Genomic DNA, 20,656 nt, shown 5'->3' on the forward strand with positions numbered 1-20,656 from the left:
GCCCAATGAATAGTCATCAACGATTGACACCCGTCACTGACATCAAATCGTCATCACTGTGTCGCCGAAATGCCACGCGCCCTGGGTACTGTCCTCGCCAATGAGATCGATCTCAAGCGAGTGACAATGACTGATTTGAAAGAAGTGGCCCGTTTGGCAGGGGTTTCCCGGGCAACCGCGGCCCGCACCTTTGCCTCCCCTGAAGTGGTGCGTCCGGCGACCCGCGAGCAGGTGTTCGCCGCCGCCCGCCAGTTGGGTTTTCGGCCCAATCGTCTGGGTCGCCAGTTGCGCCTGCAAGTGACCAAGCTGATCGGCGTGGTGGTGCCCAACCTGCTCAATCCCGTGTTCGCCGAACAATTCCAGGCCATGGAGCGCGCTGCGCGTTTGCGCGGCTACAACCTGCTCCTGGCGACGACCGACTACAGCAGCGAGCGCGAAAGCCTGGTGGTCGAGGAGTTGTTGCGCCAGCGGGTCGATGGCCTGGTCCTCACGGTAACCGACGCCGAAAGCAACCGCGTGCTGCAAAGCCTGGACAGCGAGGACACGCCGTTTGTGCTGGCCTATCACCAGCCGGGCAATCCGCACTACAGCGCCGTGTCGGTGGACAACCGCGCCGGCATGGCCCTCGCCACTCGCTATTTGCTGGAAGCCGGGCATTGGCGCATTGGCATGGTTGCCGGCCCGGCCCTGCAATCGGACCGTGCTCGCCTGCGTTACGCCGGTTATTGCGACGCCATGGGCGAGGCCGGCCTCGACAGCCTGCCGGTGATTGAAATGCCCGCCCATACCCAGGCTGACTTCGCGGCCATCGCCCCCTTCCTGCAAGGTCCGCAGGCGCTCAGCGCGCTGGTTTGCTCCAACGATCTGTTGGCCATCAGCCTGATCGCGCAACTGCGTCGCAACGGCTGGCACGTGCCCCAGCAGCTCTCGGTCATGGGGTTCGATGGCATCGCCCTTGGCACTCAAATGCACCCGACGTTGTGCAGTGTGGTGCAGCCCATCGAGACCTTGGCCTGCACCGTAATCGATCAATTGCTCGCGCAGATCGCCGGCGCCACACCGGTTTCCCATTGCCTGCCCTGCCATATCCGGCCGGGCGAAAGTACTCAATCCTACGAGGAGACACTTGATGATCCGCTTCAGTAAAACCCTGGCGACGTTGCTGTTTTGCGGCGTTGCCAGCCTGGCCCAGGCCGCCGAAACGGCGATTTGCTACAACTGCCCACCGGAATGGGCCGACTGGGGCACGCAGCTCAAGGCCATTGCCGATACCACTGGCGTGCAGGTCCCGCTGGACAACAAGAACTCCGGACAGGCACTGGCGCAACTGGTCGCCGAGCAGGCCGCCCCCGTGGCGGATGTGGTGTATTACGGCGTGACCTTCGGTTTGCAGGCACAAAAAGCCGGGGTGGTCGGCACCTATCAACCCAAGGGTTGGGAACAGATTCCGGCAGGCCTGAAAGATCCACAGGGACACTGGTTTGCCATTCACTCCGGCACCTTGGGCATCATGGTCAACGTCGATGCCCTGGGTGGCTTGCCTGTCCCGCAAAGCTGGGGCGATCTGCTCAAGCCCGAGTACAAAGGCATGGTCGGTTACCTTGATCCATCCAGCGCATTTGTCGGTTACGTTTCCGCGGTGGCGATCAACCAGGCCATGGGCGGCAGCCTCGACGACTTCACGCCAGCGATCGATTACTTCCAGAAACTGGCGAAAAACTCGCCCATCGTGCCCAAGCAGACCGCTTATGCGCGGGTGCTGTCCGGGGAGTTGCCGATCCTGGTGGATTACGACTTCAACGCCTATCGGGCACGTTACAAGGACAAGGCCAACGTCGCTTTCGTGATCCCCAAGGAAGGCAGCATCAGCGTGCCCTACGTCATGAGCATCGTCGGCAACGCGCCGCATCGGGCCAATGCCGAGAAGGTCCTGGATTTCGTCCTGTCCGACCAGGGCCAGGCGCTCTGGGCCAAGGCCTACTTGCGCCCGGTACGGGCAACGAAGATGCCTGCCGACATCGCTGCGCAGTTCCTGCCAGACAGCGATTACGCACGGGCCGGCGTGGTCGACTACCAGCAGATGGCGGCGGTACAGGAAGCCTTTTCCGCGCGTTATCTGAAAGAGGTCAAGTAAGTGACCGCCTCGGTAATAAAAGCCCGGGGAGTCCCTTCGGGCCAGGCCACGGCGCCGCGTTTGCGGCTGACCGCGGCCTGGGCCCTGGCGCCTGCGGCGGCGGTGCTGTTCGCATTCTGGTTGTTGCCGCTGGCGCACCTGATCGTGCTGGGCGGGCAACATCGCGACGGCGGTGAAAGCGGCTATTGGCAAGTACTGGGCAGTGCGCAATACCTGGGCAGTCTGGCTCAGACCTGCCTGCTGGCCTTGGCGACGACCCTCGCGGCGCTCCTGGTGGGCGGCATCAGTGGTTTTTTTCTCAGCCGCCAACGCTTCTTCGGCCGTTCGCTGCTGGTCGCCTTGTTGACCTTCCCGCTGGCATTCCCCGGCGTGGTGGTCGGCTTCCTGGTGATCCTGCTGGCCGGGCGCCAAGGGTTGTTCGCCAGCCTCGGGCTCGAGCTGGCGGGTGAGCGCTGGATCTTCGCCTACTCGCTGATGGGCCTTTGTATCGGCTACCTGTACTTCTCGATCCCGCGGGTGATCCTCACGGTGATGGCCGCTTGCGAAAGCCTGGATCGCAGCCTGGAAGAAGCCGCTCAATCCCTGGGGGCCGGTCATTGGCGGGTGGTCTGTGATGTCATCGTCCCCGGCCTGGCACCGGCATTGGTGTCGTGCGGGGCGATCTGCTTTGCGACCTCCATGGGGGCGTTCGGCACGGCCTTCACCCTCGGCACCCGTCTGAACGTGACCCCGGTGGCGATCTACAACGTGTTCACCAACTACGCCAATTTCGCCGTGGCCGCTGCGCTGTCGGTGGTGTTGGGGGCACTGACCTGGGCGGTACTGTTGCTGGCCCGGCGGCTGGCGAAAAACTCGAGGACCGTCTTGTGAAGCGCTCAACACTGTTTATCGGCCAACTGATGTTTACCTTGCTGGTCTGCGCATTCATGTTGGTGCCCGTGCTGATGTCGCTGCTGGCCGGGCTGACGCGCAATTATTTCCAGGGCATCGCCAGTGGCCTGACGTTCGATTGGTTGCAGCAGGTCTGGCAGGCCTATTCGCCGACGGTCTGGCTATCCCTGCAACTGGCCGTGGCCTGTGCGCTGTGCGTCTGCGTGGTGGGTGTTCCGGCGGCTTACGCACTGGTACGGATGAACAACCGCTTCAGCCGTGCGTTCGAGGAACTGATGGTGCTGCCGGTGGCGATGCCAGGCTTGGCCAGCGCCCTGGCGTTGCTGCTCACCTATGGGCAATTCGGTGACTTGCGCAGCAGCTGGCTGTTCATTCTCGTCGGCCATGTGCTGTTCACCTTGCCGTTCCTGGTGCGCCCGGTGATGGCGGTGATGCAACGTCAGCACCTGCCCGTGCTGGAAGAAGCCGCGGCCAGCCTTGGCGCCGGGCCGCTACGACGATTCTTCAGTGTGGTGGTCCCCAACTGCCGGGCGGGGATCCTCGCCGGGGTCTTGATGGTCGTCACGCTGTCGTTGGGCGAGTTCAACCTGACCTGGATGCTCCACACCCCGATGACCAAGACATTGCCGGTAGGCCTGGCTGACAGCTATGCCTCGGCCAGGCTGGAAGTGGCCAGCGCCTACACCCTCATATTCCTGTTGATGATCGTGCCGCTGTTGATTGCGTTGCAGGCCATCAGCGCCCGCCTTTCCCGTGGAGAAAAACGATGACCGGAACCACCATTCGCCTGGCGGGTTGCCGCAAGGCGTTCGCGGACGGCACCGTTGCCGTACATGATCTGGACCTGACCATCGATGCCGGGGAAACCTTGGCGATCCTCGGCCCATCCGGTTGCGGTAAAACCACGACCTTGCGCCTGATCGCCGGCCTTGAGCGTCCGGATGCGGGGCTGGTGTTTTTTGGCGACACCGACGTCACTCGCCTGCCCATCGAACGACGCGACGTAGGCATGGTGTTCCAGAACTATGCGTTGTTTCCCAACCTGGACGTGGCCGGCAACATCGTTTATGGCTTGAAAATTCGCGGCATGGCGCCTGCAGAGCGAAACAAGCGTTGCTCGGAGTTGCTGGAACTGGTGGGGCTTGAGGATCATGGCAAGCGCAGCATCCACGAGTTGTCCGGCGGTCAACGCCAGCGGGTCGCCCTGGCCCGCGCCCTGGCGCCCAAGCCTCGGGTATTGCTGCTTGACGAACCGTTGGCGGCACTGGACGCGCAGTTGCGCGAGCGCCTGCGCAGCGAATTGGATCAGTTGCTACGCCATCTGGACATTACGGCGGTGTTCGTCACCCATGACCAGGGCGAAGCCATGGCCTTGGGCAATCGGATTCTGGTCATGGAACACGGTCGCGTCGCGCAATTGGCCAGCCCAAGGGACATCTACCAACAACCGGCCAACACGTTCGTCGCCAGTTTCGTCGGCAACCTCAACGCTTTTCCAGTGCTCGAACACACGCCACAAGGCTTGAAGGTCCATGGCGGAGAGTTGCCATGGCGGGGGGCTGGCCGGCCGGCCACCGTCTATTGCCGCCCGGAGCATTTGCGGGTGATGGACAGCGAGGGGCATCTGCGCGGACGCCTGGTGGGCCAGTTTTTCCAGGGTGCCCAAAGCCGCCTGTTGGTGGAGGTCGGTGCCGCCCAGCCGTTGCTGGTAGACAGCACTGACAGCGTCATCCACGCCCCGGGGGCCCTGATCGCCTTGGCCGTCGAGCCGCAAGTGCTGTTCACCTTGTCATCGTGACATTCGTATTTTCAGAGGGTTTGTCTTGAAGCGTCCGTTTCTTGTTGCGCAAATCAGCGATTTGCATCTTAAAGCCGGGGGAAAGCTGACCTATGGTGTGGTCGATACCCTCGCCGCGTTGCGTCGTGCGATCGATCATTTGAATACCCGCGTGCCGCGTCCCGACGTTGTGGTGATCAGTGGCGACCTGGTCGACTTCGGTCGCCCTGATGAATATGCCGTGCTACACCCCGAACTGGCGCGCCTGCACATGCCTTGCTACTTGGTGCCCGGTAACCACGACAACCGCGAGCATCTGCGGGCGGCATTTGCCGATCACGACTACTTGCCAAGCCTGGCCGGAACCCCCTTGGATTGGGTCGTCGAGGCGCATCCGCTGCGCCTGATCGGCCTGGACAGCACCATTCCAGGTGCCCATGGCGGCCGCTTACTGGACAGCCAGTTGCGCTGGCTCGATGAACAGCTGGCCGCCCGCCCCGATGCGCCAACGCTGCTGGTTTTGCATCATCCGCCGTTTATCAGTGGCATCGGCCACATGGACCGTGAGCCGTTCATCAACGCGCCGGCATTGGAGCAGGTCATCGCCCGCCACCCACAGGTTGAGCGTTTGCTGTGCGGGCATTTGCATCGGCCGATGCAGCGGCGTTTCGGTGGCAGCCTGAGCTGTGTATGCCCTGGCGTCTCCCATCAGATCGTGTTGGATCTACAGCAGGCCGCTCCAGCGCACTTCAATCTGGAGCCGCCCGGCTATTTGCTGCATCACTGGCATCCCCACGGACTGGTGACCCATAACGGCGTGTTGGGTGAGTATCCCGGACCCTATCCTTTTTATGACGCTCACGGATTGATCGACTGATAACCCAAGGACTTTCATGGTGCTGTTCTGAAGGTGCTCCTCGGAGGTTTGAACCACTGCCCCATTCCATTGATTGAAGTTTCTTAACGTTTTTCATTCACGCCTCGGCCAATCGACTGATCGGCTGAAGGCTTCCTGCTGCCTTTTCAATATGCCCGGAACAGTGATTCCGCGGTGGAGTTCGTCCTGATGAAAGCCCTATTGCAAACACTGAGTTTTTTAACTGGCGGTGTGAGTCTGGTCCTGAGTCCGTTGGCGTCGGCTGATTTTATCAGCGACAGCAAAGCCAACTTGAACTTGCGCAACTTCTACTTCAACAACGATAACCGTGATGGAGCCGCCGCGCCTTCGAAGACCGAAGAATGGGGCCAGGCCTTCATGCTCAATTATCAATCGGGGTTTACCGACGGCACCGTGGGGTTCGGCCTGGATGCTATCGGGTTGCTGGGCCTGAAGCTCGACAGCGGCGCAGGCCGCCATGTCGGTGGCTCGATGTTTCCCAATGACGGGGACAAGGCGGCGGACCAATGGGCCCGCCTCGGTGCCACGGCGAAGATGCGCGTCTCCAAGACCGAACTGCGGTACGGCACCTTGCAGCCGAAATTGCCGATCCTGGTCTCCAATGATGGCCGTTTGTTACCTCAAACGTTCGAGGGGGGACAAGTCACCAGCAATGAAATCGACAACCTGACCTTCACCGCCGGGCAACTGGAACACGCCACAGGGCGTGCTTCCAGCGACAGTGCCGGCCTGGCCGTTGCCGGCGGCACCCAGGGAAGCAATAAATTCACCTTTGCCGGTGGCGATTACAAACTGACCAAGGATCTGACCGCGCAGTATTACTACGCCAATCTCGAAGACTACTATCAACAGCACTTCGCCGGTTTGCTGCATGTCTTGCCGTTGGGTGAATACGGTTCGTTGAAAACCGACCTGCGTTACTTCAAGACCACGTCCGATGGCAAGAACAGCAGCGCCGCCGGTCGCGCCAGTGGTTACAAACTCGGCGGCTTTACCAAGGACGGCAGTGGCGAAATCGACAACGATACCTGGAGCGCAGCGTTCATTTATTCGTTGGGCGGCCACGCCATTACCGCGGGTTACCAGCGTGTTTCCGAAGACAGCAACTTTACGCAACTGAACCAGGGCGGCCTGGTGGGCAAAGGTGAAGGCGGCGCGAGTCTTTACCTCTACACCGACCGCACCATCCAGACGTTCATCCAGGCCGGCGAGCGCACTGCATTTGCTCAATATGCCTATGACTTCGCAGCACTTGGCGTTCCAGGCTTGAAGGCATCGGTGATGTACCTCAAGGGCGATAACATCCAGACGGCCAGCGGCCGGGACGCCAGTGAATGGGAGCGTGATATCTCCCTGGACTATGTGATCCAGAGCGGCGCGTTGAAGAATGTCGGCTTCGGCTGGCGCAACGGGATGTCGCGAAGCGATATTGCCCGCGACCAGGATCAGAATCGGCTGTTTGTGAGCTACAGCATTCCGTTGATGTAACCGTGCGGGAGGAAGGAGCCGGAAGCACGTCCACCGCGGCTCCTTTCCCCCGCCCTGCTGCGCCGACACAACAGCGTGCACCTTCGCGGGGGCACGCTGATTCGCATGATCAGGCAATAATCAGCCCGGATCGTGCAACCCACCCCGACTATTCCTTCCTATAGTTAACCAGAGCCAAACCATCTGGAGCTGGTCCCCCTATGAGCGCCCTCAACATCAACGGCCGTGAATACACGGTCGACGTCGACCCTGGCACCCCTATCCTCTGGACCCTGCGCGACACGCTGGGCATGACCGGCACCAAGTTCGGCTGCGGCGCGGCGCTGTGTGGCGCCTGCACCGTGCACCTGGATGGCCAGGCCATTCGTTCCTGCGTGACGCCCATTGCCGCCGCCGTAGGCAAGAAGATCACCACCATCGAAGCGGCAACCAATGGAAGTGACCCGGTCGGCAGCGCCGTGCACGAGGCGTGGGTCAAACACGACGTGGCGCAATGCGGCTACTGCCAGAGTGGCCAGATCATGAGCGCAACGGCTTTTCTCAAGGCCCGGCCCAAGGGCAAGCAGCCCACGGCCGCCGAAATCGACTCGGCCATGGCCGGCAATATCTGCCGCTGTGGCACCTACGCCCGAATCCGCGCCGCGGTGGCTGATGCCGCCAAAGCCCTTGCCTGATCGGAGCTGACCATGCTGAATGAGATCCTCCCAAACGAGCTCCCCCGCGCCTTGCAACATATGCTTGAACGCGGCGAGGATGACGGCCCCGCTGCCCTGCCCCGGCGCAGCTTCCTCAAGATCGTCGGCATCGGCGGGCTGGCCCTGGGTGCGTTTCCACACCTGGCCCTGGCGCAGGAAGCCAACGGCGCCGTCGCAGCGCCGCTCAAACCGACCCAGCAACCCTCCGCATTCGTGCAGATCGCGCCCAATGGCGAGGTCACGGTCACCATCAATCGGTTGGAATTCGGCCAGGGCGTGCAGACCGGCCTGCCCATGATTCTCGCCGAAGAACTGGATGCCGACTGGAGCCTGGTGCGCAGTCGCAACGGCAGCAACGACGCGGCCTACATGGACCCGGCGTTCGGCATCCACCTCACGGGTGGTTCCAACACGATCAAGAACAGCTACACCCAGTACCGCGAACTTGGTGCCCGTGCGCGCGCCATGCTGCTGGGGGCGGCCGCCGCGCGCTGGAACGTGGATGTGGCGAGCCTGACCACCCAGGCCGGCATGGTGCTCGGCCCGGCGGGCCGTAAAGCGAGCTACGGTGAACTGGCGCAAGCCGCGATGGCGATGCCTGTACCCGAGCAGATCACCCTCAAGGATCCCAAGGATTTCCGCATCATCGGCCAGGCCACCACACGCATCGATGCCAAGGCCAAGAGCAGCGGCCAACAGGATTTCGGCATCGACATGCACCTGCCGGGGCAACTCACGGCGGTCGTCGCCCGGCCACCGGTGTTCGGCGCCAGAATCGCTACTCTGGACGACAGCGCGGCGCGGGCCACCAAAGGCGTGAAGGCCGTGTTGCGCATACCGCTGGATGGCGGCGCCGAAGGTGTCGCGGTGGTCGCCGACAGCTACTGGCAGGCGAAGCTGGCACGCGATGCGCTGAAGGTGGAATGGAACGCGTCCGCCGTGGAAAAGGTGGACAGCGAAAAACAATTGGCCCAATACCGCGAGCTGGCCAACCAGCCCGGCCCGTTGCACTTCGATGCCGACATGACGCCACTCGCCACGGCGCCACATCGACTGGAGGCCGAGTTCCTGTTCCCCTACCTCGCCCATGCCCCCATGGAACCGCTCAATTGCACCGTGCAGCTTGCCGGCAATGGCGCTCAGTTGTGGGTCGGCACGCAATTCCCCGGCGGCGATGCGGCCGCCGCCGCCAAGGTGCTGGACCTCAAGCCCGAGCAGATCCAGGTGAACGTGCAAACCGCTGGCGGAGGTTTTGGCCGGCGCGGCGTACCCACCAACGATTTCGTGGTACTGGCTTGCGAAGTGGCCAAGGCCGCCCGCACCGCCGGGGTCGACGCGCCTATTCGCACACTCTGGAGCCGGGAAGACGACATCAAGGGCGGCTACTACCGCCCCATGCACCTGCACCGTGCGCGCATCGGTTTTGATGACAGTGGCAAGGTTCTCGCCTGGGACCACGCCTTGGTTGGCCAATCGATCATCACCGGCACCGTGTTTGGCGGGCGGGTGAAAAATGGCATCGACCCGACCGCCACCGAGGGCCTGCGCGACCCGTATCCGCTGCCCATGCGGCTGACGGTGCATCACCCGAAACTCAACGTCCCCGTACTGTGGTGGCGCAGCGTCGGTTCCACCCATACGGCTTTTGTGATGGAAACACTGATCGACGAGATCGCCCGCGCCACTAAACAGGATCCGGTGGCCTACCGGATGAAGTTGTTTGGCGACCAGAGTCCACGCCATCGCGAGGCGCTGCAATTGGCCGTGGACAAGAGCGAGTACGGCAAGCGCCAGCTACCGGCGGGCCGTGCCTGGGGTGTGGCGGTCCACGAGTCGTTCAGTTCGGTGGTGGCTTATGTGGTCGAAGCCTCGGTGCAGGATGGTCGTCCGGTGCTGCACAACGTGACCGCTGGCGTGCACTGCAACCTGGCCGTCAACCCCCGCAGTGTCGAGGCCCAGGTCCAGGGCGCGGCGCTGATGGGCTTGTCGATGTGCCTGCCCGGTGGTGCCATTACCCTGAAAGACGGTGTCGTGCAGCAGAGCAATTTTGCTGACTTCAGCGTGCCGCGCATTACCGACATGCCGGAATTCGCCGTTCACATCGTGCCCAGCGCCGAGCCGCCCACGGGAATGGGCGAACCCGGCCTGCCGGCGCTGGCCCCGGCGTTTGCCAATGCCGTGGCGAGCCTGACGGGCAAACCGTTGCGTGAGTTGCCGTTCAAGTTGGCGTGACCGGCGCGTGAGGCTGTCTGGCCGCAATGCCAGGCCAGCCTCACGATCACAAACGAATCCGCTTGATATCCCGCTGCGGGGGCTCTCCAAACAGGCGGCTGTATTCACGGCTGAACTGCGAGGCACTCTCGTAGCCAACCAGCCCCCCTGCACTGCTCGCGTCGACCTTCTGGCTCAACATCAATTGCCGAGCAGCTTGCAGCCGCAGTTGCTTCTGGTATTGCAACGGGCTCATTCCGGTCACGGTCCGAAAATGCTGGCGGAAAGTGGAAGGACTCATGTGCGCTTGCGCCGCCAGGTCGTCCATGCGCAACGCCTGGCGAAAATTCAGTTTCAGCCAGGCGACCGTCTTGGCAATGTGCTGGCTGGGTGAACCGGCGGCGATGACATGCAGCAACTGCGGCGCATGGGCACCGTTCAACAGGCGAGCGACAATCTCTTCCTTGATCAGCGGGGCCACGGTCTCAAGCAACGGCGGCTCGTCCAGCAGGTCTATCAAACGCCTCAGGGCATCCAGCACCCCGGCATCCAGCGCCTGTACGGTAATCGGTCGAAACGCGTCGTCTTTCATGCGTTGTGACAGCTGCATGCGCTCGGCCACTTGCATCACCATCGTGCTGTCGAATCTCAGCATCATGCCCAGGAACGGCTTGGCGACGCTGGCCTGGGAGACGTGGGAAATGACCGGCAGGTCCACGCAAGTCACCATGGACTGACCGGGGGCATAAGTCAGTATCTCGTCCCCGATCATGGCTTGCTTGCGGCCTTGCAAGGTCACGCCAATGCCCAGGCCGTAGATACAGTGCATGGGCGCGGTGATTGCCTTGCGCCGATGCAGGCTCAAACCGGCAATGGCGGTCATATGGTCACCCTCGCTGGGCACAAGCCGGCTGACCGAACCGGCCAGGCGACTGAGGTCGCTGGCGCCCTTGTCGCTTTTGAAATCGGTGTGCACACTTCACTCCTTGAAACATCGGGCCCACGACTTGCGGTGATGGCGAACACTGCTCGGCATCACCGCAAATCGTTGATCAATATGGACGCAGTATGCTGGGTCGGCGGTTCGGACCGCTTGCCTGATTGGCGCAATTTCTTGCACGATTCAACGAGCCGCAACCGACGCAAGTCACCGAGGCCTATGTATTGCAAGATGTTTCGCGGGCTGAAAATGCACAAAGTGACGACAGGGTTCGAAAACTAGAGCCCCTGGAAGATATAGCCGGTTGACCGTTGATCATCCAACGCGACACCTGCTTGCAGCAGTCGTTGGGCCAGGGCCGGTGTTTCGACCCGCACTTTCCAGTCCAGGCCTGTCGGTGCCCCGGGGGCGCGGTCGTAGCGAATGATCGCTTCAGCCAACTGCACCCGATCAGGCAAGTACACCGCCAACGCGTTGCCCTTCCAGGCGGCGACGTTCATGCCCATCGCTTCACACAGCGCAATCTTGGCCTGGGCATCGTCCCGGTCCGCCTGGCGGGAACGCTCGATCTGATCGGCCAGGATCGGATCGACGACGCGGTCGGTAAACAAGACCTCCCCCGTCTCCCAGACTTCGGGAGGACAGGCCTTGTCGGCTGGACGCAAGGCAATGAACGGATTGATTTCCATCGGGTAGATTCGACAGACCAACGGCCGCTCTTCATAGATGCCGCAACGACCGTCGTCGCCGAGATTGCGGCACTGGGTCAGGGCATTGCCGGCCAGCACCGCAACGACTCGGATCCGGGCATCGCCACTGGTGACTTCCACGGCTCTTTGGGCGCTGTGGGCGAATTGTCGGGGTTGCGAAGGCCAGGTCGACTCATCGAACGCCTCCAGCACGACCGCCACCTCATGTCCGCGTTGTAACCATTGCCTCGCCTCGTCCAACGTCAGTGGAATCAGCCGACCTTTGCAGCAAATCCCGCAGCCGTTGCAGGCAAAACGGACAGTGTTGTTTTCCATATCAAGCACTCGCACACATGTTTTCGACCGCCTTCAACAGGCCCCGCCACTGCGATACAGCTGTGGCAGGGCCTCAGGGCCGCGAGAGTATGGGGAGCGAAACACCGATCCGCTTGCCGGATCCGCCGACATAGTTGCCTGATCCAAGGTGTTTTCAGGGGGCGGCCCTTGGCAGGAAAAACCGTTGTTTCAGGCAACTCTTCACTCCGGATACCGGGAACGCGGCATCATTGAAGATGATCGGCGTCGATCACTGCCTGGGCGAACGCCTGCGGCGCCTCTTGCGGCAGGTTGTGACCGATGCCGCCGTCGATCAGGCGATGCTCATATTTGCCGGTGAAGCGCTTGGCATAGGCTTCAGCGGGCGGATGGGGAGCGCCGTTGGCGTCGCCTTCCAGGGTGATGGTCGGTACGCCGATCGAGGGGAACGTCGCCAGTTTCTTTTCCAGCCTGTCGTACTTGGCTTCGCCCTTGACCAGGCCCAGGCGCCAGCGATAGTTGAAGATTGAAACCGCGACATGATCGGGGTTCTGCAAGGCGGCGGCGCTTCGGTCGTACGTCGCGTCATCGAAGTTCCACTTCGGCGACGCCAGCTTCCAGATCAGCTTGGCGAAGTCGTGGGTGTTTTTCTCGTAACCGAGGCGGCCACGCTCGGTCGCAAAATAGAACTGATACCACCACTGCAACTCCGCAGCCGGCGGCAACGGCGCCTTGCCGGCCTCCTGGCTGCCGATCAGGTAGCCACTCACCGCCACCAGCGCCTTCACCCGCTCCGGCCAGAGGGCCGCGACAATGTCTGCGGTGCGTGCGCCCCAGTCATAACCGCCCAGCACCGCCTGTCTGATGTTCAGCGCGTCCATGAAGTCGATGAGATCGCTTGCCAGTGCGGAGGGCTGGCCGTTGCGCAGGGTCTTGGCAGACAGGAAGCGCGTATCGCCATAACCGCGGGCGTAGGGAATCAGCACGCGATAGCCCTTCTCCGCCAGCGCCGGCGCCACATCTGCATAGCTATGGATGTCGTAGGGCCAACCGTGCAACAGGATCACCACCGGCCCATCGGCGGGACCGACCTCGGCATAGGCCACGTCCAGCAGCCCGGCCTTGACATGCTTGAGCGGGCCGAACGACGTGTGGCTGCCAGGGGTAATCGCGCCGACAGTGCTCGCCGGCACATCGGCCGCGCTTGCCTGGGACGAAGTCAATCCCAAGGCGGCAAGCTGCATCATTGCCAACGCCAGAAGGGTTGGCGCGAGCAGGCGGCGATGGCGGGAAGCGGAGGTAGGGTTTATATCCATGTGAAGCTCCTTGCGAACGACGTGGGGTGAGCCGGTGAGACGGCTTGGGCTGTCTCGATGGGCCCCATTTGACGTTGGCCAGGTATCGCGGATGTGTCAGCGACGGGCTTGAATGCAACGGCACGTATCGGTCGGGAGCCTGGATACACAGAGATACATTTCGTATCAGGAGGACCCGTTTTGTGTAGGAGCTGGCGAAGCCTGCGATCTTTTGATCTTTCGCTTGAGACTCAAGTGTCGGGGGAAAGATCGCAGCCTCGTTGCACTCGACAGCTCCTACGCAGCGCCTACGCGGCTTCTACACGGCTTTTGCGCTTGCTGCGGTTTTCGATCGAGGGGCCAGCCAGTCGCTTAAAGTGGCTTCCCATGAAACGCCTGCCCCAACACCGCCAACCGCTCCGCCAACGGTGGCAAGCATTGGCTGCTGCGGGTCAGGATGCCGATGTTGTCGGCGTTGCGCTCAGCCACGGCCTGCACGCTTTGCAGGCGCTGGTTGATGCCCATCGACGCCTTGGATTGTTCCTGGGTAGTGCTGGCGATCAGGTCGTTGAAATGATTGATCACGGCGATGTCTTCGACGACGGCATGTAACAGCTGCGAAGCCAGTTGGCTGGCGGACACGCAGCGCTCCACCCCATCGCGGCTGTCTTGCATCGCGACGGCGGCCTGGCGGCTGCCTTGCTGCAGCTTGGCGATGATCTGCTGGATCTCGGTGGTGGACGTCGAGGTCTTTTGTGACAGCGTGCGGACCTCGTCGGCCACCACCGCGAACCCTCGGCCTTGCTCACCAGCCCGGGCCGCCTCGATGGCGGCATTGAGGGCCAGCAGGTTGGTCTGCTCGGCAATGCCGTTGATCACATCCAGCACCTGGCCGATCTGCTGCGCCTGGTCGGCCAGGATCTGCACGGTTTCGTTGGTCAGGTTGATGCGCCCTGCCAACTCGACAATCTCTTCGCGGGTCTGGTCAACCGTGGTGCGCCCGCGGTTGACCTGCTCGTTGGCCTGGCCGGCGCGCTGCAGGGTCTGGTCGACATGGCCGGCGATGTTCTCCATGGCCGTCACCAGATGGCTGATCGCACCACTCATCTGGGCCACTTCGTCGAGTTGGTGGCGGGCGCCGGTTTCCAGGGTCTGGCCAACCTGGGACAGATCCTGGCCCAGGTCCGAGAGGTTGCGGGTGTCGCGCACCACGCCGTCCACCAGTTGGGTGACCTGCTGGAGGAAATGATCGAAACGCTCACTCGAAGAGACCTTGACGCCGTCGCTGCGCTGCCTGTCGGCGTCGTTGCTCAACTGCGCGGCCGCCGCCAGTACCTTGTCGAGCACCTCCTGGTTTTCCGTGGCGTCGGCCAGGCTCTGGTTCGCCAGGTAAATCAGGATCACGCTTTCCACCACCACGTAGAACGCGTGAAGAAAGATCATCGACCAGCCACCGTGGCTGTCCATGACGAATACCGGATAACCCTGGTGTTGAAGCCAGTGAAAACCAAGGTGATGAACCGCGATGGTGGCGGCGGCAACGACAATTGGTAACCAGTCACGATAGAACGTCAACACGGCCAGCAGCACGAAAATCCCGAAGTGGAATTCGATCACGCCTTGGGTCTGGTTGATGTGCAATGCCGCCATGACCATCAGCGCCACCGCGATGACGCAGCGCATGGCCCGGGTGCCGGCCAGGACGCGATAAAGCGCGGTGCTCGCCCCGCAGGTGGTCGCCCCCACCAGCAGCGCCTGGGTGAACGTCGAGTGCAGGAACGCCAGGCTCAGGGAATACAGCAACGTGAGCCAAAGCAGCCCCAGCATGATGCGGTCGGCTTTACGGTGGTGATCGTTAAAGCGCACGGGCGATGTCATGGGGGTCGTCCTTTTCAAAGACTTTGGAGGTCCGTTACCGAATGCCGCTAACGGCCCGGCGGCGTTTCGAGAGGGAACTTTAACTGATTATCAGCAATTGGTGGCACTGCGCCACCAAGCTTTTCTCAGCGACCTTTGCTTTATGATGTGCGCCATCTCATGACTGACTGATGGAACCCCCCATGACTTTCGATTTCGACACCGTATTGGAGCGCCACGGCACCGGCAGTACCAAATGGAGCCGCTACCCGGCCGATGTGCTGCCAATGTGGGTGGCCGACATGGACTTCCCCGCCCCACCGGCGGTCATCGACGCGCTGCACAAGCGTCTCGAACATCCGATGCTGGGCTACAGCGTCGCCCAGGACAATCTGCGCGCGGCCATCGTGGCTGACCTGTGGAGCAAGTACGCCTGGCGTGTCGAGCCTCAGCAGATCGTGTTCCTGCCTGGCGTCGAGCCGGGTTTCAACATGGCGCTGCATGCCCTGGTGGAACCCCGACAGAATGTCGTGGTGCAAGTGCCCAACTACCCTCCGCTGCGGCACGCCCCCGGTCACTGGCAGTTGAACAAAGTGGAGTTGCCGTTCACCCCGGTCAAGGGTGAATTCCATACGCCGTTGGCCGCGTTGCGCGAAGCGTTGCAGGGCGGTGGCGCCCTGTTGCTGAGCAACCCCCACAACCCGCTGGGCAAGGTGTTTGACCGCGAAGAACTCAAGGCCGTGGCGGACATTTGCCTGGCGCAGGACGCCTGGATCATCTCCGACGAAATCCATGCCGAATTGTGCTTTGACGGCCGGGTGCACATTCCGACCGCCTCCCTCGGCCCGGAGATTGCCGAGCGCACCATCACCCTGATGTCCGCCAGCAAGGCCTACAACATCGCGGGGCTGAAAACATCGTTCGCCATTATCCAGAACGCCAAGCTGCGCGAGCGGGTCAACAACGCGCGGGCCGGCATGGTCGACAGCGTCAATGCCCTGGGCCTGGAAGCGACCCGCGCGGCCTACAGCGAAGCCGGCCCATGGCTGGAGGCCTTGAAAGCTTATCTGCAAGCCAACCGCGATTACCTGGTCGAGGCGGTGAGCACCCGTCTGCCGGGCATCACCATGACCGTGCCCCAGGGCACATACCTGGCCTGGCTGGACTGCTCCGGGCTGGGGCTGGATAACCCACAAGGGTTCTTCTTGAATGAAGCCAAGGTCGGGCTGAGTGCCGGCCTGGATTTTGGTGACGATGCCGGGCAGTTCGTGCGCCTGAACTTCGGCTGCCCGCGGGCGTTGCTGGAGGAAGGCATCGCGCGCATGGAGCGCAGCCTGAAAGCCAGGGGCTGATGCAACTGCCAATGCCCCCTGTGGCGAGGGGATTTATCCCCGTTGGGCTGCGAAGCAGCCCCAATAAACAGCATACGAAGTAAACCTGACACAACGAGTGATCTGTTTTTAGGGCCGCTTCGCAGCCCAGCGGGGATAAATCCCCTCGCCACAATAGTCATCTGACACGATCGTTTTATTCGTGCATATCCGGCGCATGGACAAAGCACAGCTTGTTCCCCTCCGGGTCGCGGCAATACGCGCCGAAATAGCCTTCGCAATACTGCGGCCGCGGACCCGGTGGACCTTCGTCGGTACCGCCCATGGCCATCGCCTGCTCCCAGGCAGCGCGGACGGTTTGCGGGGAATCGGCGGCGAAGCTCACTTGCATGCCATTGCCCCAGGTCGCGGGCAGGCCATTGAAAGGCAACTGGACAAAAACCTGCGGCCAATGCTTGCCGGGCTGACGCCAGCCTTCTCCCGGCGGGCCCGAATCGTTTTCGCCCTCGATGCGCTCCAGCCCCAGGCAGCCGAGGACTGCGTCATAAAAAGCGACCATTGTCGGCAGGTCGCGCGCGCCGATCTGTATGTGGCTGAACATTACCCTGCTCCTTAATCGACACCATTACTGACATTGGAGAATACAGGCTCGTCCAATGTTCGCCAGGCCCCTCTATTCGCCGACGAAACGCTCCTTATCACGCTCATCGACCGGCCGGACAATCCGACCGAACTCTGCCCGAAAACCCAAAGTCCACCCTCCATCGCACCCCACCTGGAGAACGACGATGGTCGACTACCCTTTCCCGCCTTTCCCTAAACAAAGCCAGCCGGTGCCCGGCACCCAGCGCAAAATGGACCCTTACCCGGACTGCGGCGAACAGAGCTACACCGGCTCCGGACGATTGGCGAACAAGATCGCCCTGATCACCGGCGCCGACAGCGGCATCGGTCGCGCTGTCGCCATTGCCTTCGCCCGTGAAGGTGCGGATGTGGCGATTGCCTATCTGGACGAGCATGAAGACGCCAGAGAAACCGCACGTTGGGTCGAGCAGGCCGGACGTCAGTGCCTGTTGTTGCCAGGTGATCTGGCGGACAAAGGCCTGTGCCGCAAGATCGTCGATGAAACCGTCGCCCGCTTCGGCCGTATCGACGTCCTGGTCAACAACGCCGCGTTCCAGATGACCCACGAAAACCTGGAGGACATTCCCGACGAAGAATGGGTGCGTACCTTCGATATCAATATCACGGCGATGTTCAGGATCTGCCAGGCTGCCGTGCCGCACATGAAGCCTGGTGGCTCGATCATCAATACCAGCTCGGTCAATTCCGACATGCCCAAGCCGACGCTGCTGGCCTATGCCACCACCAAAGGCGCCATCGCCAACTTCACCGGTGGCCTGGCGCAGATGCTCGGGCCCAAGGGCATCCGCGTGAACAGCGTGGCGCCGGGACCGATCTGGACGCCGCTGATCGTGGCGACCATGCCCGAGGAAGAAGTGCAGAATTTCGGCTCCCAGACCCCCCTTGGCCGCCCTGGCCAGCCGGTTGAAGTGGCGCCGATCTATGTGCTGCTGGCCTCGGACGAAGGCAGCTACATCTCCGGGGCCCGTTATGGAGTTACCGGGGGCAAGCCGATGCTTTGAGCATGGCGCAGTGTTTTACCTGTGGGAGCGAGCTTGCTCGCGATAGCGGTGAACCAGCCACCATTGATGTTGCCTGATCTGACCCTATCGCGAGCAAGCTCGCTCCCACAGTGGACTGTGCCCAGCCAGTCGATCGGAACAGCAATGCCCTTGGCACAACGTACCGGCGACAGTGCTCAGGACGGCTCCTTGGCAATCACCGATATCTTCCCGTTGCGCTCGATGATGGCAAACTTGATCTGCTCGAGGGTCTCGATCCCCTGGCTGGAGCGCGCCGCTTCCATGATGTCCGCCTCCACCAGGCGCGCATGACGCATCCGCCCGCGCAGGATTCGCCCGTCCTCGACGATGATGGTCGGGCCACCGTCGATCAGCCGCGACACCCATTGGGAGCGCAGTTTAAGCAATGAAAAACCGACATCAATGGCAATCAGCGTCACGATGACCATCAGCGCGTTGGTCATCGAGAAATCATCCCCCAGCAGCGCCTGTTGAGTGGCCTCGCCGATGATCATCAGTAACACGAAGTCAAAGGTGGTGAGTTCTGCCAGCGAACGTCGCCCGGCGATCTTGAACAACACCATCAACGCCGCATACATCACGGCAGCTCGCAGCACCGAGTCCATAGGTCACCTAAGGAAAAATGAACTGATTGAAACTCACCGAGGCACCGCCGGGGGTTGCGATGCGGCTGTGATAGGTCCCGAAACCGTCGCCGAGCAATGACAGGTGCAGGCTGGCCTGCCCTCGTTCATCGGCCTGTACCCAGAGGGTCATGCCCTGCCCCGCACCCGCCGAGCGCATCGGTGCAGGTTGCAACGCCTGCACCTCGAAACCTTCCAGCCAATCGCCGCCCAACTCGACTTCCAACACGGCGTTGGGCTGGCCCTTGAGACGGATGACCAGGATGTTGCTGGAGCCGTTGCGGTGGAAGGCCTGGTACTCGACGCCAAGGCTGCCGTCGTCGCTGTGCAGCTCCCGGCTGCTCAGCGGGCCACGGGAAAACAGTCCCAGCAAGGCCAGGACCACCAACAACACCAACACGTACCAGCCAACTCGCTCGAAACGCCAGACCTTGTGCTGGAACGCCATGTCTTCGCGTACCGGAAACTGGCGGCTCCGGTGGTCGTCCTGCTCGTAGGGGTCGCTCACGGCCCGCCCTCCTATCGCCGCTCGCCGGCCACGGCGCGCTGGTGAAAGCCGGGCAGTTGTTGCAACACGTATTCGGCGGCCCGCAATTGCACCTGACCGCGACTGCCGAAGAACCGCACGCAACGACTGAACAGTGCTCGCTGACCGTTCACATCGAACGCCCAGGCAAAGCAGACGGTGCCGGCGGGTATTCCGTCCTTGTCGTCTGGCCCGAGCAGGCCGGTGGTGGCCACCGCCGCGTTGGCATCGGCATCGTGCAAGGCACCGAGGGCCATCTCCTCGGCGACTTCGCGGCTGGTGAGATTGAACGTCTCGATGGTGCGTGGGCTGACACCGAGCAAGCGCTGCTTGGCCTCCGGGGAATACACCACATAACCGCTTTCGATCAGTGACCCACTGCCGGGCACCTCGGCCAGCAATGTGACGATCTTTCCGGCGGTGCAGGACTCGGCCGTGGTCAGGCGCAGATCATGATCGCGCAAATAATCAACCAGAATTTGGGCAACAGTCATGGCAGATGGTCCTTCAGGGGGCTGATGGGTTGACCTTTGCCGTCTTGATTCATTCCCTTTATCGCCCCGTCGGCCAGGACCAGCAAATAAATGAAACCCGGGTGTTTTTCTGTGCCTCAAACCCAATAAGGGCCTCATGCAGAGGCCGTCCTGATCAGGAGGTCGTCATGTCCGCACCTTTCGTCAAACTGTTCACGCAGCCCGAATTCGCCTGGGCCGACATACGCGAGCAAGAACAGGCACATCCACGCCACTACCTGGCTCATTTGCTGCTGCTCGCGCTGATCCCCGCGGCATGCCTGTTCATCGGCACCACCTGGACCGGATGGAGCCTGGCCGAAAACGAAACGGTACGGCTCAGCAGTGCCAGCGCCCTTCAACTGTGCGTGCTGCTGTACCTGACCAGCGTCGTCGGCGTCACGTTGATGGGGCTGTTCATCCGCTGGATGTCCCGCACTTTCGAAGCGCGCCCGACGGTCAATCAATGCATCGGTTTCGCCGCCTATACCGCAACGCCGTATTTCCTGGCCGGAATCTTCGGGCTTTACCCGAGCCGCTGGCTGGCCGTGGCGGTGCTGTTGCTGGCGTCGGCCTACTCGACATTCCTGCTGTTCGTCGGGCTGCCCAAGTTCATGGGCCTCAAGAAGGAACAGGGCCTGCTGTATTCGGCAAGTGTCTGGGGCGTGGGCCTGCTGGTCCTGGTGACGATCCTGGTGGAAATGATCCTGCTCTGGTTCAACTACCTGCAGCCGGAATATTTGCGTGTCCCGGTGGGCTGAACGCGTTTTCGGGGTGCACAATGCCGATGACAGCGGCTTGGGCCGC

20 protein-coding genes are annotated in these 20,656 nt (G+C 62.0%); 12 read left to right on the forward strand and 8 right to left on the reverse strand.

All coding sequences use genetic code 11. The annotated features are described in order from the left end of the window. Nucleotides 1-126: 126 nt before the first annotated feature. From BLU85_RS12495 to BLU85_RS12535, 9 genes are all read left to right on the forward strand, one after another. Complete coding sequence (locus tag BLU85_RS12495; protein WP_092199789.1) at nucleotides 127-1,146, forward strand: LacI family DNA-binding transcriptional regulator; 1,020 nt, start codon at nucleotides 127-129, stop codon at nucleotides 1,144-1,146. Further along, entirely contained in the window at nucleotides 1,130-2,134 is a 1,005-nt protein-coding gene (locus BLU85_RS12500; RefSeq protein ID WP_092164552.1) for an ABC transporter substrate-binding protein, read from the forward strand. The genes BLU85_RS12495 and BLU85_RS12500 overlap by 17 nt, the downstream gene beginning before the upstream one ends. Before the next feature lie 15 nt (nucleotides 2,135-2,149). Next, entirely contained in the window at nucleotides 2,150-3,004 is an 855-nt protein-coding gene (locus tag BLU85_RS12505; RefSeq protein WP_092200027.1) for an ABC transporter permease, read from the forward strand. Then, nucleotides 3,001-3,795 carry an ABC transporter permease gene (locus BLU85_RS12510; protein WP_092199792.1) on the forward strand — a complete coding sequence of 265 codons (795 nt, stop codon included), beginning with the start codon at nucleotides 3,001-3,003 and terminating at the stop codon, nucleotides 3,793-3,795. Before BLU85_RS12505 ends, BLU85_RS12510 begins: the two co-directional genes overlap by 4 nt. Further along, the gene (locus tag BLU85_RS12515) at nucleotides 3,792-4,823 is read left to right on the forward strand and encodes an ABC transporter ATP-binding protein (protein ID WP_092199795.1); all 1,032 of its coding nucleotides are present in this window, start codon (nucleotides 3,792-3,794) and stop codon (nucleotides 4,821-4,823) included. Before BLU85_RS12510 ends, BLU85_RS12515 begins: the two co-directional genes overlap by 4 nt. Before the next feature lie 25 nt (nucleotides 4,824-4,848). After that, on the forward strand, nucleotides 4,849-5,679 hold the full coding sequence (locus BLU85_RS12520) for a phosphodiesterase (protein ID WP_092199800.1): 831 nt from the start codon (nucleotides 4,849-4,851) through the stop codon (nucleotides 5,677-5,679). Between the two features lie 189 nt (nucleotides 5,680-5,868). Continuing rightward, nucleotides 5,869-7,188: an OprD family porin gene (locus tag BLU85_RS12525; protein ID WP_092199802.1), complete on the forward strand. Its 1,320-nt coding sequence runs from the start codon at nucleotides 5,869-5,871 to the stop codon at nucleotides 7,186-7,188. Between the two features lie 200 nt (nucleotides 7,189-7,388). Beyond that, nucleotides 7,389-7,862 (forward strand): (2Fe-2S)-binding protein, encoded by a 474-nt coding sequence (locus tag BLU85_RS12530; protein ID WP_092199805.1) that lies wholly within the window; start codon nucleotides 7,389-7,391, stop codon nucleotides 7,860-7,862. A 12-nt stretch (nucleotides 7,863-7,874) separates the two neighbouring features. After that, the gene (locus tag BLU85_RS12535) at nucleotides 7,875-10,115 is read left to right on the forward strand and encodes a xanthine dehydrogenase family protein molybdopterin-binding subunit (RefSeq protein WP_092199808.1); all 2,241 of its coding nucleotides are present in this window, start codon (nucleotides 7,875-7,877) and stop codon (nucleotides 10,113-10,115) included. A gap of 46 nt (nucleotides 10,116-10,161) precedes the next feature. Here BLU85_RS12535 and BLU85_RS12540 read toward each other — a convergent pair whose 3' ends face one another. The 4 genes from BLU85_RS12540 to BLU85_RS12555 form a co-directional block, all read right to left on the reverse strand. Next, nucleotides 10,162-11,070 carry an AraC family transcriptional regulator gene (locus BLU85_RS12540; RefSeq protein WP_092199811.1) on the reverse strand — a complete coding sequence of 303 codons (909 nt, stop codon included), beginning with the start codon at nucleotides 11,068-11,070 and terminating at the stop codon, nucleotides 10,162-10,164. Nucleotides 11,071-11,312: 242 nt separating this feature from the next. Further along, nucleotides 11,313-12,059: a YkgJ family cysteine cluster protein gene (locus BLU85_RS12545; protein ID WP_092199814.1), complete on the reverse strand. Its 747-nt coding sequence runs from the start codon at nucleotides 12,057-12,059 to the stop codon at nucleotides 11,313-11,315. 227 nt (nucleotides 12,060-12,286) lie between these two features. Beyond that, the gene (locus tag BLU85_RS12550) at nucleotides 12,287-13,354 is read right to left on the reverse strand and encodes an alpha/beta fold hydrolase (RefSeq protein WP_092199818.1); all 1,068 of its coding nucleotides are present in this window, start codon (nucleotides 13,352-13,354) and stop codon (nucleotides 12,287-12,289) included. A gap of 351 nt (nucleotides 13,355-13,705) precedes the next feature. Further along, nucleotides 13,706-15,211 (reverse strand): methyl-accepting chemotaxis protein, encoded by a 1,506-nt coding sequence (locus BLU85_RS12555; protein ID WP_092199821.1) that lies wholly within the window; start codon nucleotides 15,209-15,211, stop codon nucleotides 13,706-13,708. A 182-nt stretch (nucleotides 15,212-15,393) separates the two neighbouring features. Here BLU85_RS12555 and BLU85_RS12560 point away from each other — a divergent pair, with 182 nt between their 5' ends. Continuing rightward, nucleotides 15,394-16,542, forward strand: coding sequence for a MalY/PatB family protein (locus tag BLU85_RS12560; protein WP_092199824.1), 1,149 nt, complete (start codon nucleotides 15,394-15,396; stop codon nucleotides 16,540-16,542). A 175-nt stretch (nucleotides 16,543-16,717) separates the two neighbouring features. Here BLU85_RS12560 and BLU85_RS12565 read toward each other — a convergent pair whose 3' ends face one another. Then, nucleotides 16,718-17,122 carry a VOC family protein gene (locus BLU85_RS12565; protein WP_072405549.1) on the reverse strand — a complete coding sequence of 135 codons (405 nt, stop codon included), beginning with the start codon at nucleotides 17,120-17,122 and terminating at the stop codon, nucleotides 16,718-16,720. 187 nt (nucleotides 17,123-17,309) lie between these two features. On the opposite strand from BLU85_RS12565, the gene BLU85_RS12570 reads away from it, so the two are divergent. Next, on the forward strand, nucleotides 17,310-18,167 hold the full coding sequence (locus BLU85_RS12570; protein WP_092199827.1) for an SDR family oxidoreductase: 858 nt from the start codon (nucleotides 17,310-17,312) through the stop codon (nucleotides 18,165-18,167). Between the two features lie 176 nt (nucleotides 18,168-18,343). Here the strand turns inward: BLU85_RS12570 and BLU85_RS12575 are convergent, their stop codons facing one another. The 3 genes from BLU85_RS12575 to BLU85_RS12585 are packed head-to-tail and all read right to left on the reverse strand — an operon-like array spanning nucleotide 18,344 to nucleotide 19,831. Then, on the reverse strand, nucleotides 18,344-18,793 hold the full coding sequence (locus BLU85_RS12575) for a DUF421 domain-containing protein (protein WP_072405547.1): 450 nt from the start codon (nucleotides 18,791-18,793) through the stop codon (nucleotides 18,344-18,346). Nucleotides 18,794-18,800: 7 nt separating this feature from the next. Next, complete coding sequence (locus BLU85_RS12580; protein ID WP_092199830.1) at nucleotides 18,801-19,319, reverse strand: hypothetical protein; 519 nt, start codon at nucleotides 19,317-19,319, stop codon at nucleotides 18,801-18,803. Between the two features lie 11 nt (nucleotides 19,320-19,330). Then, a complete protein-coding gene (locus BLU85_RS12585) occupies nucleotides 19,331-19,831 on the reverse strand; it encodes a CinA family protein (protein WP_092199833.1) in 501 nt (166 codons plus the stop codon). A gap of 167 nt (nucleotides 19,832-19,998) precedes the next feature. Here BLU85_RS12585 and BLU85_RS12590 point away from each other — a divergent pair, with 167 nt between their 5' ends. After that, a complete protein-coding gene (locus BLU85_RS12590) occupies nucleotides 19,999-20,610 on the forward strand; it encodes a Yip1 family protein (protein ID WP_092199836.1) in 612 nt (203 codons plus the stop codon). Nucleotides 20,611-20,656 lie beyond the last annotated feature (46 nt).

Origin of the sequence: Pseudomonas sp. NFACC14 (genome assembly GCF_900106885.1) — a bacterium.
GTDB classification, from domain to species: domain Bacteria; phylum Pseudomonadota; class Gammaproteobacteria; order Pseudomonadales; family Pseudomonadaceae; genus Aquipseudomonas; species Aquipseudomonas fluorescens_AA.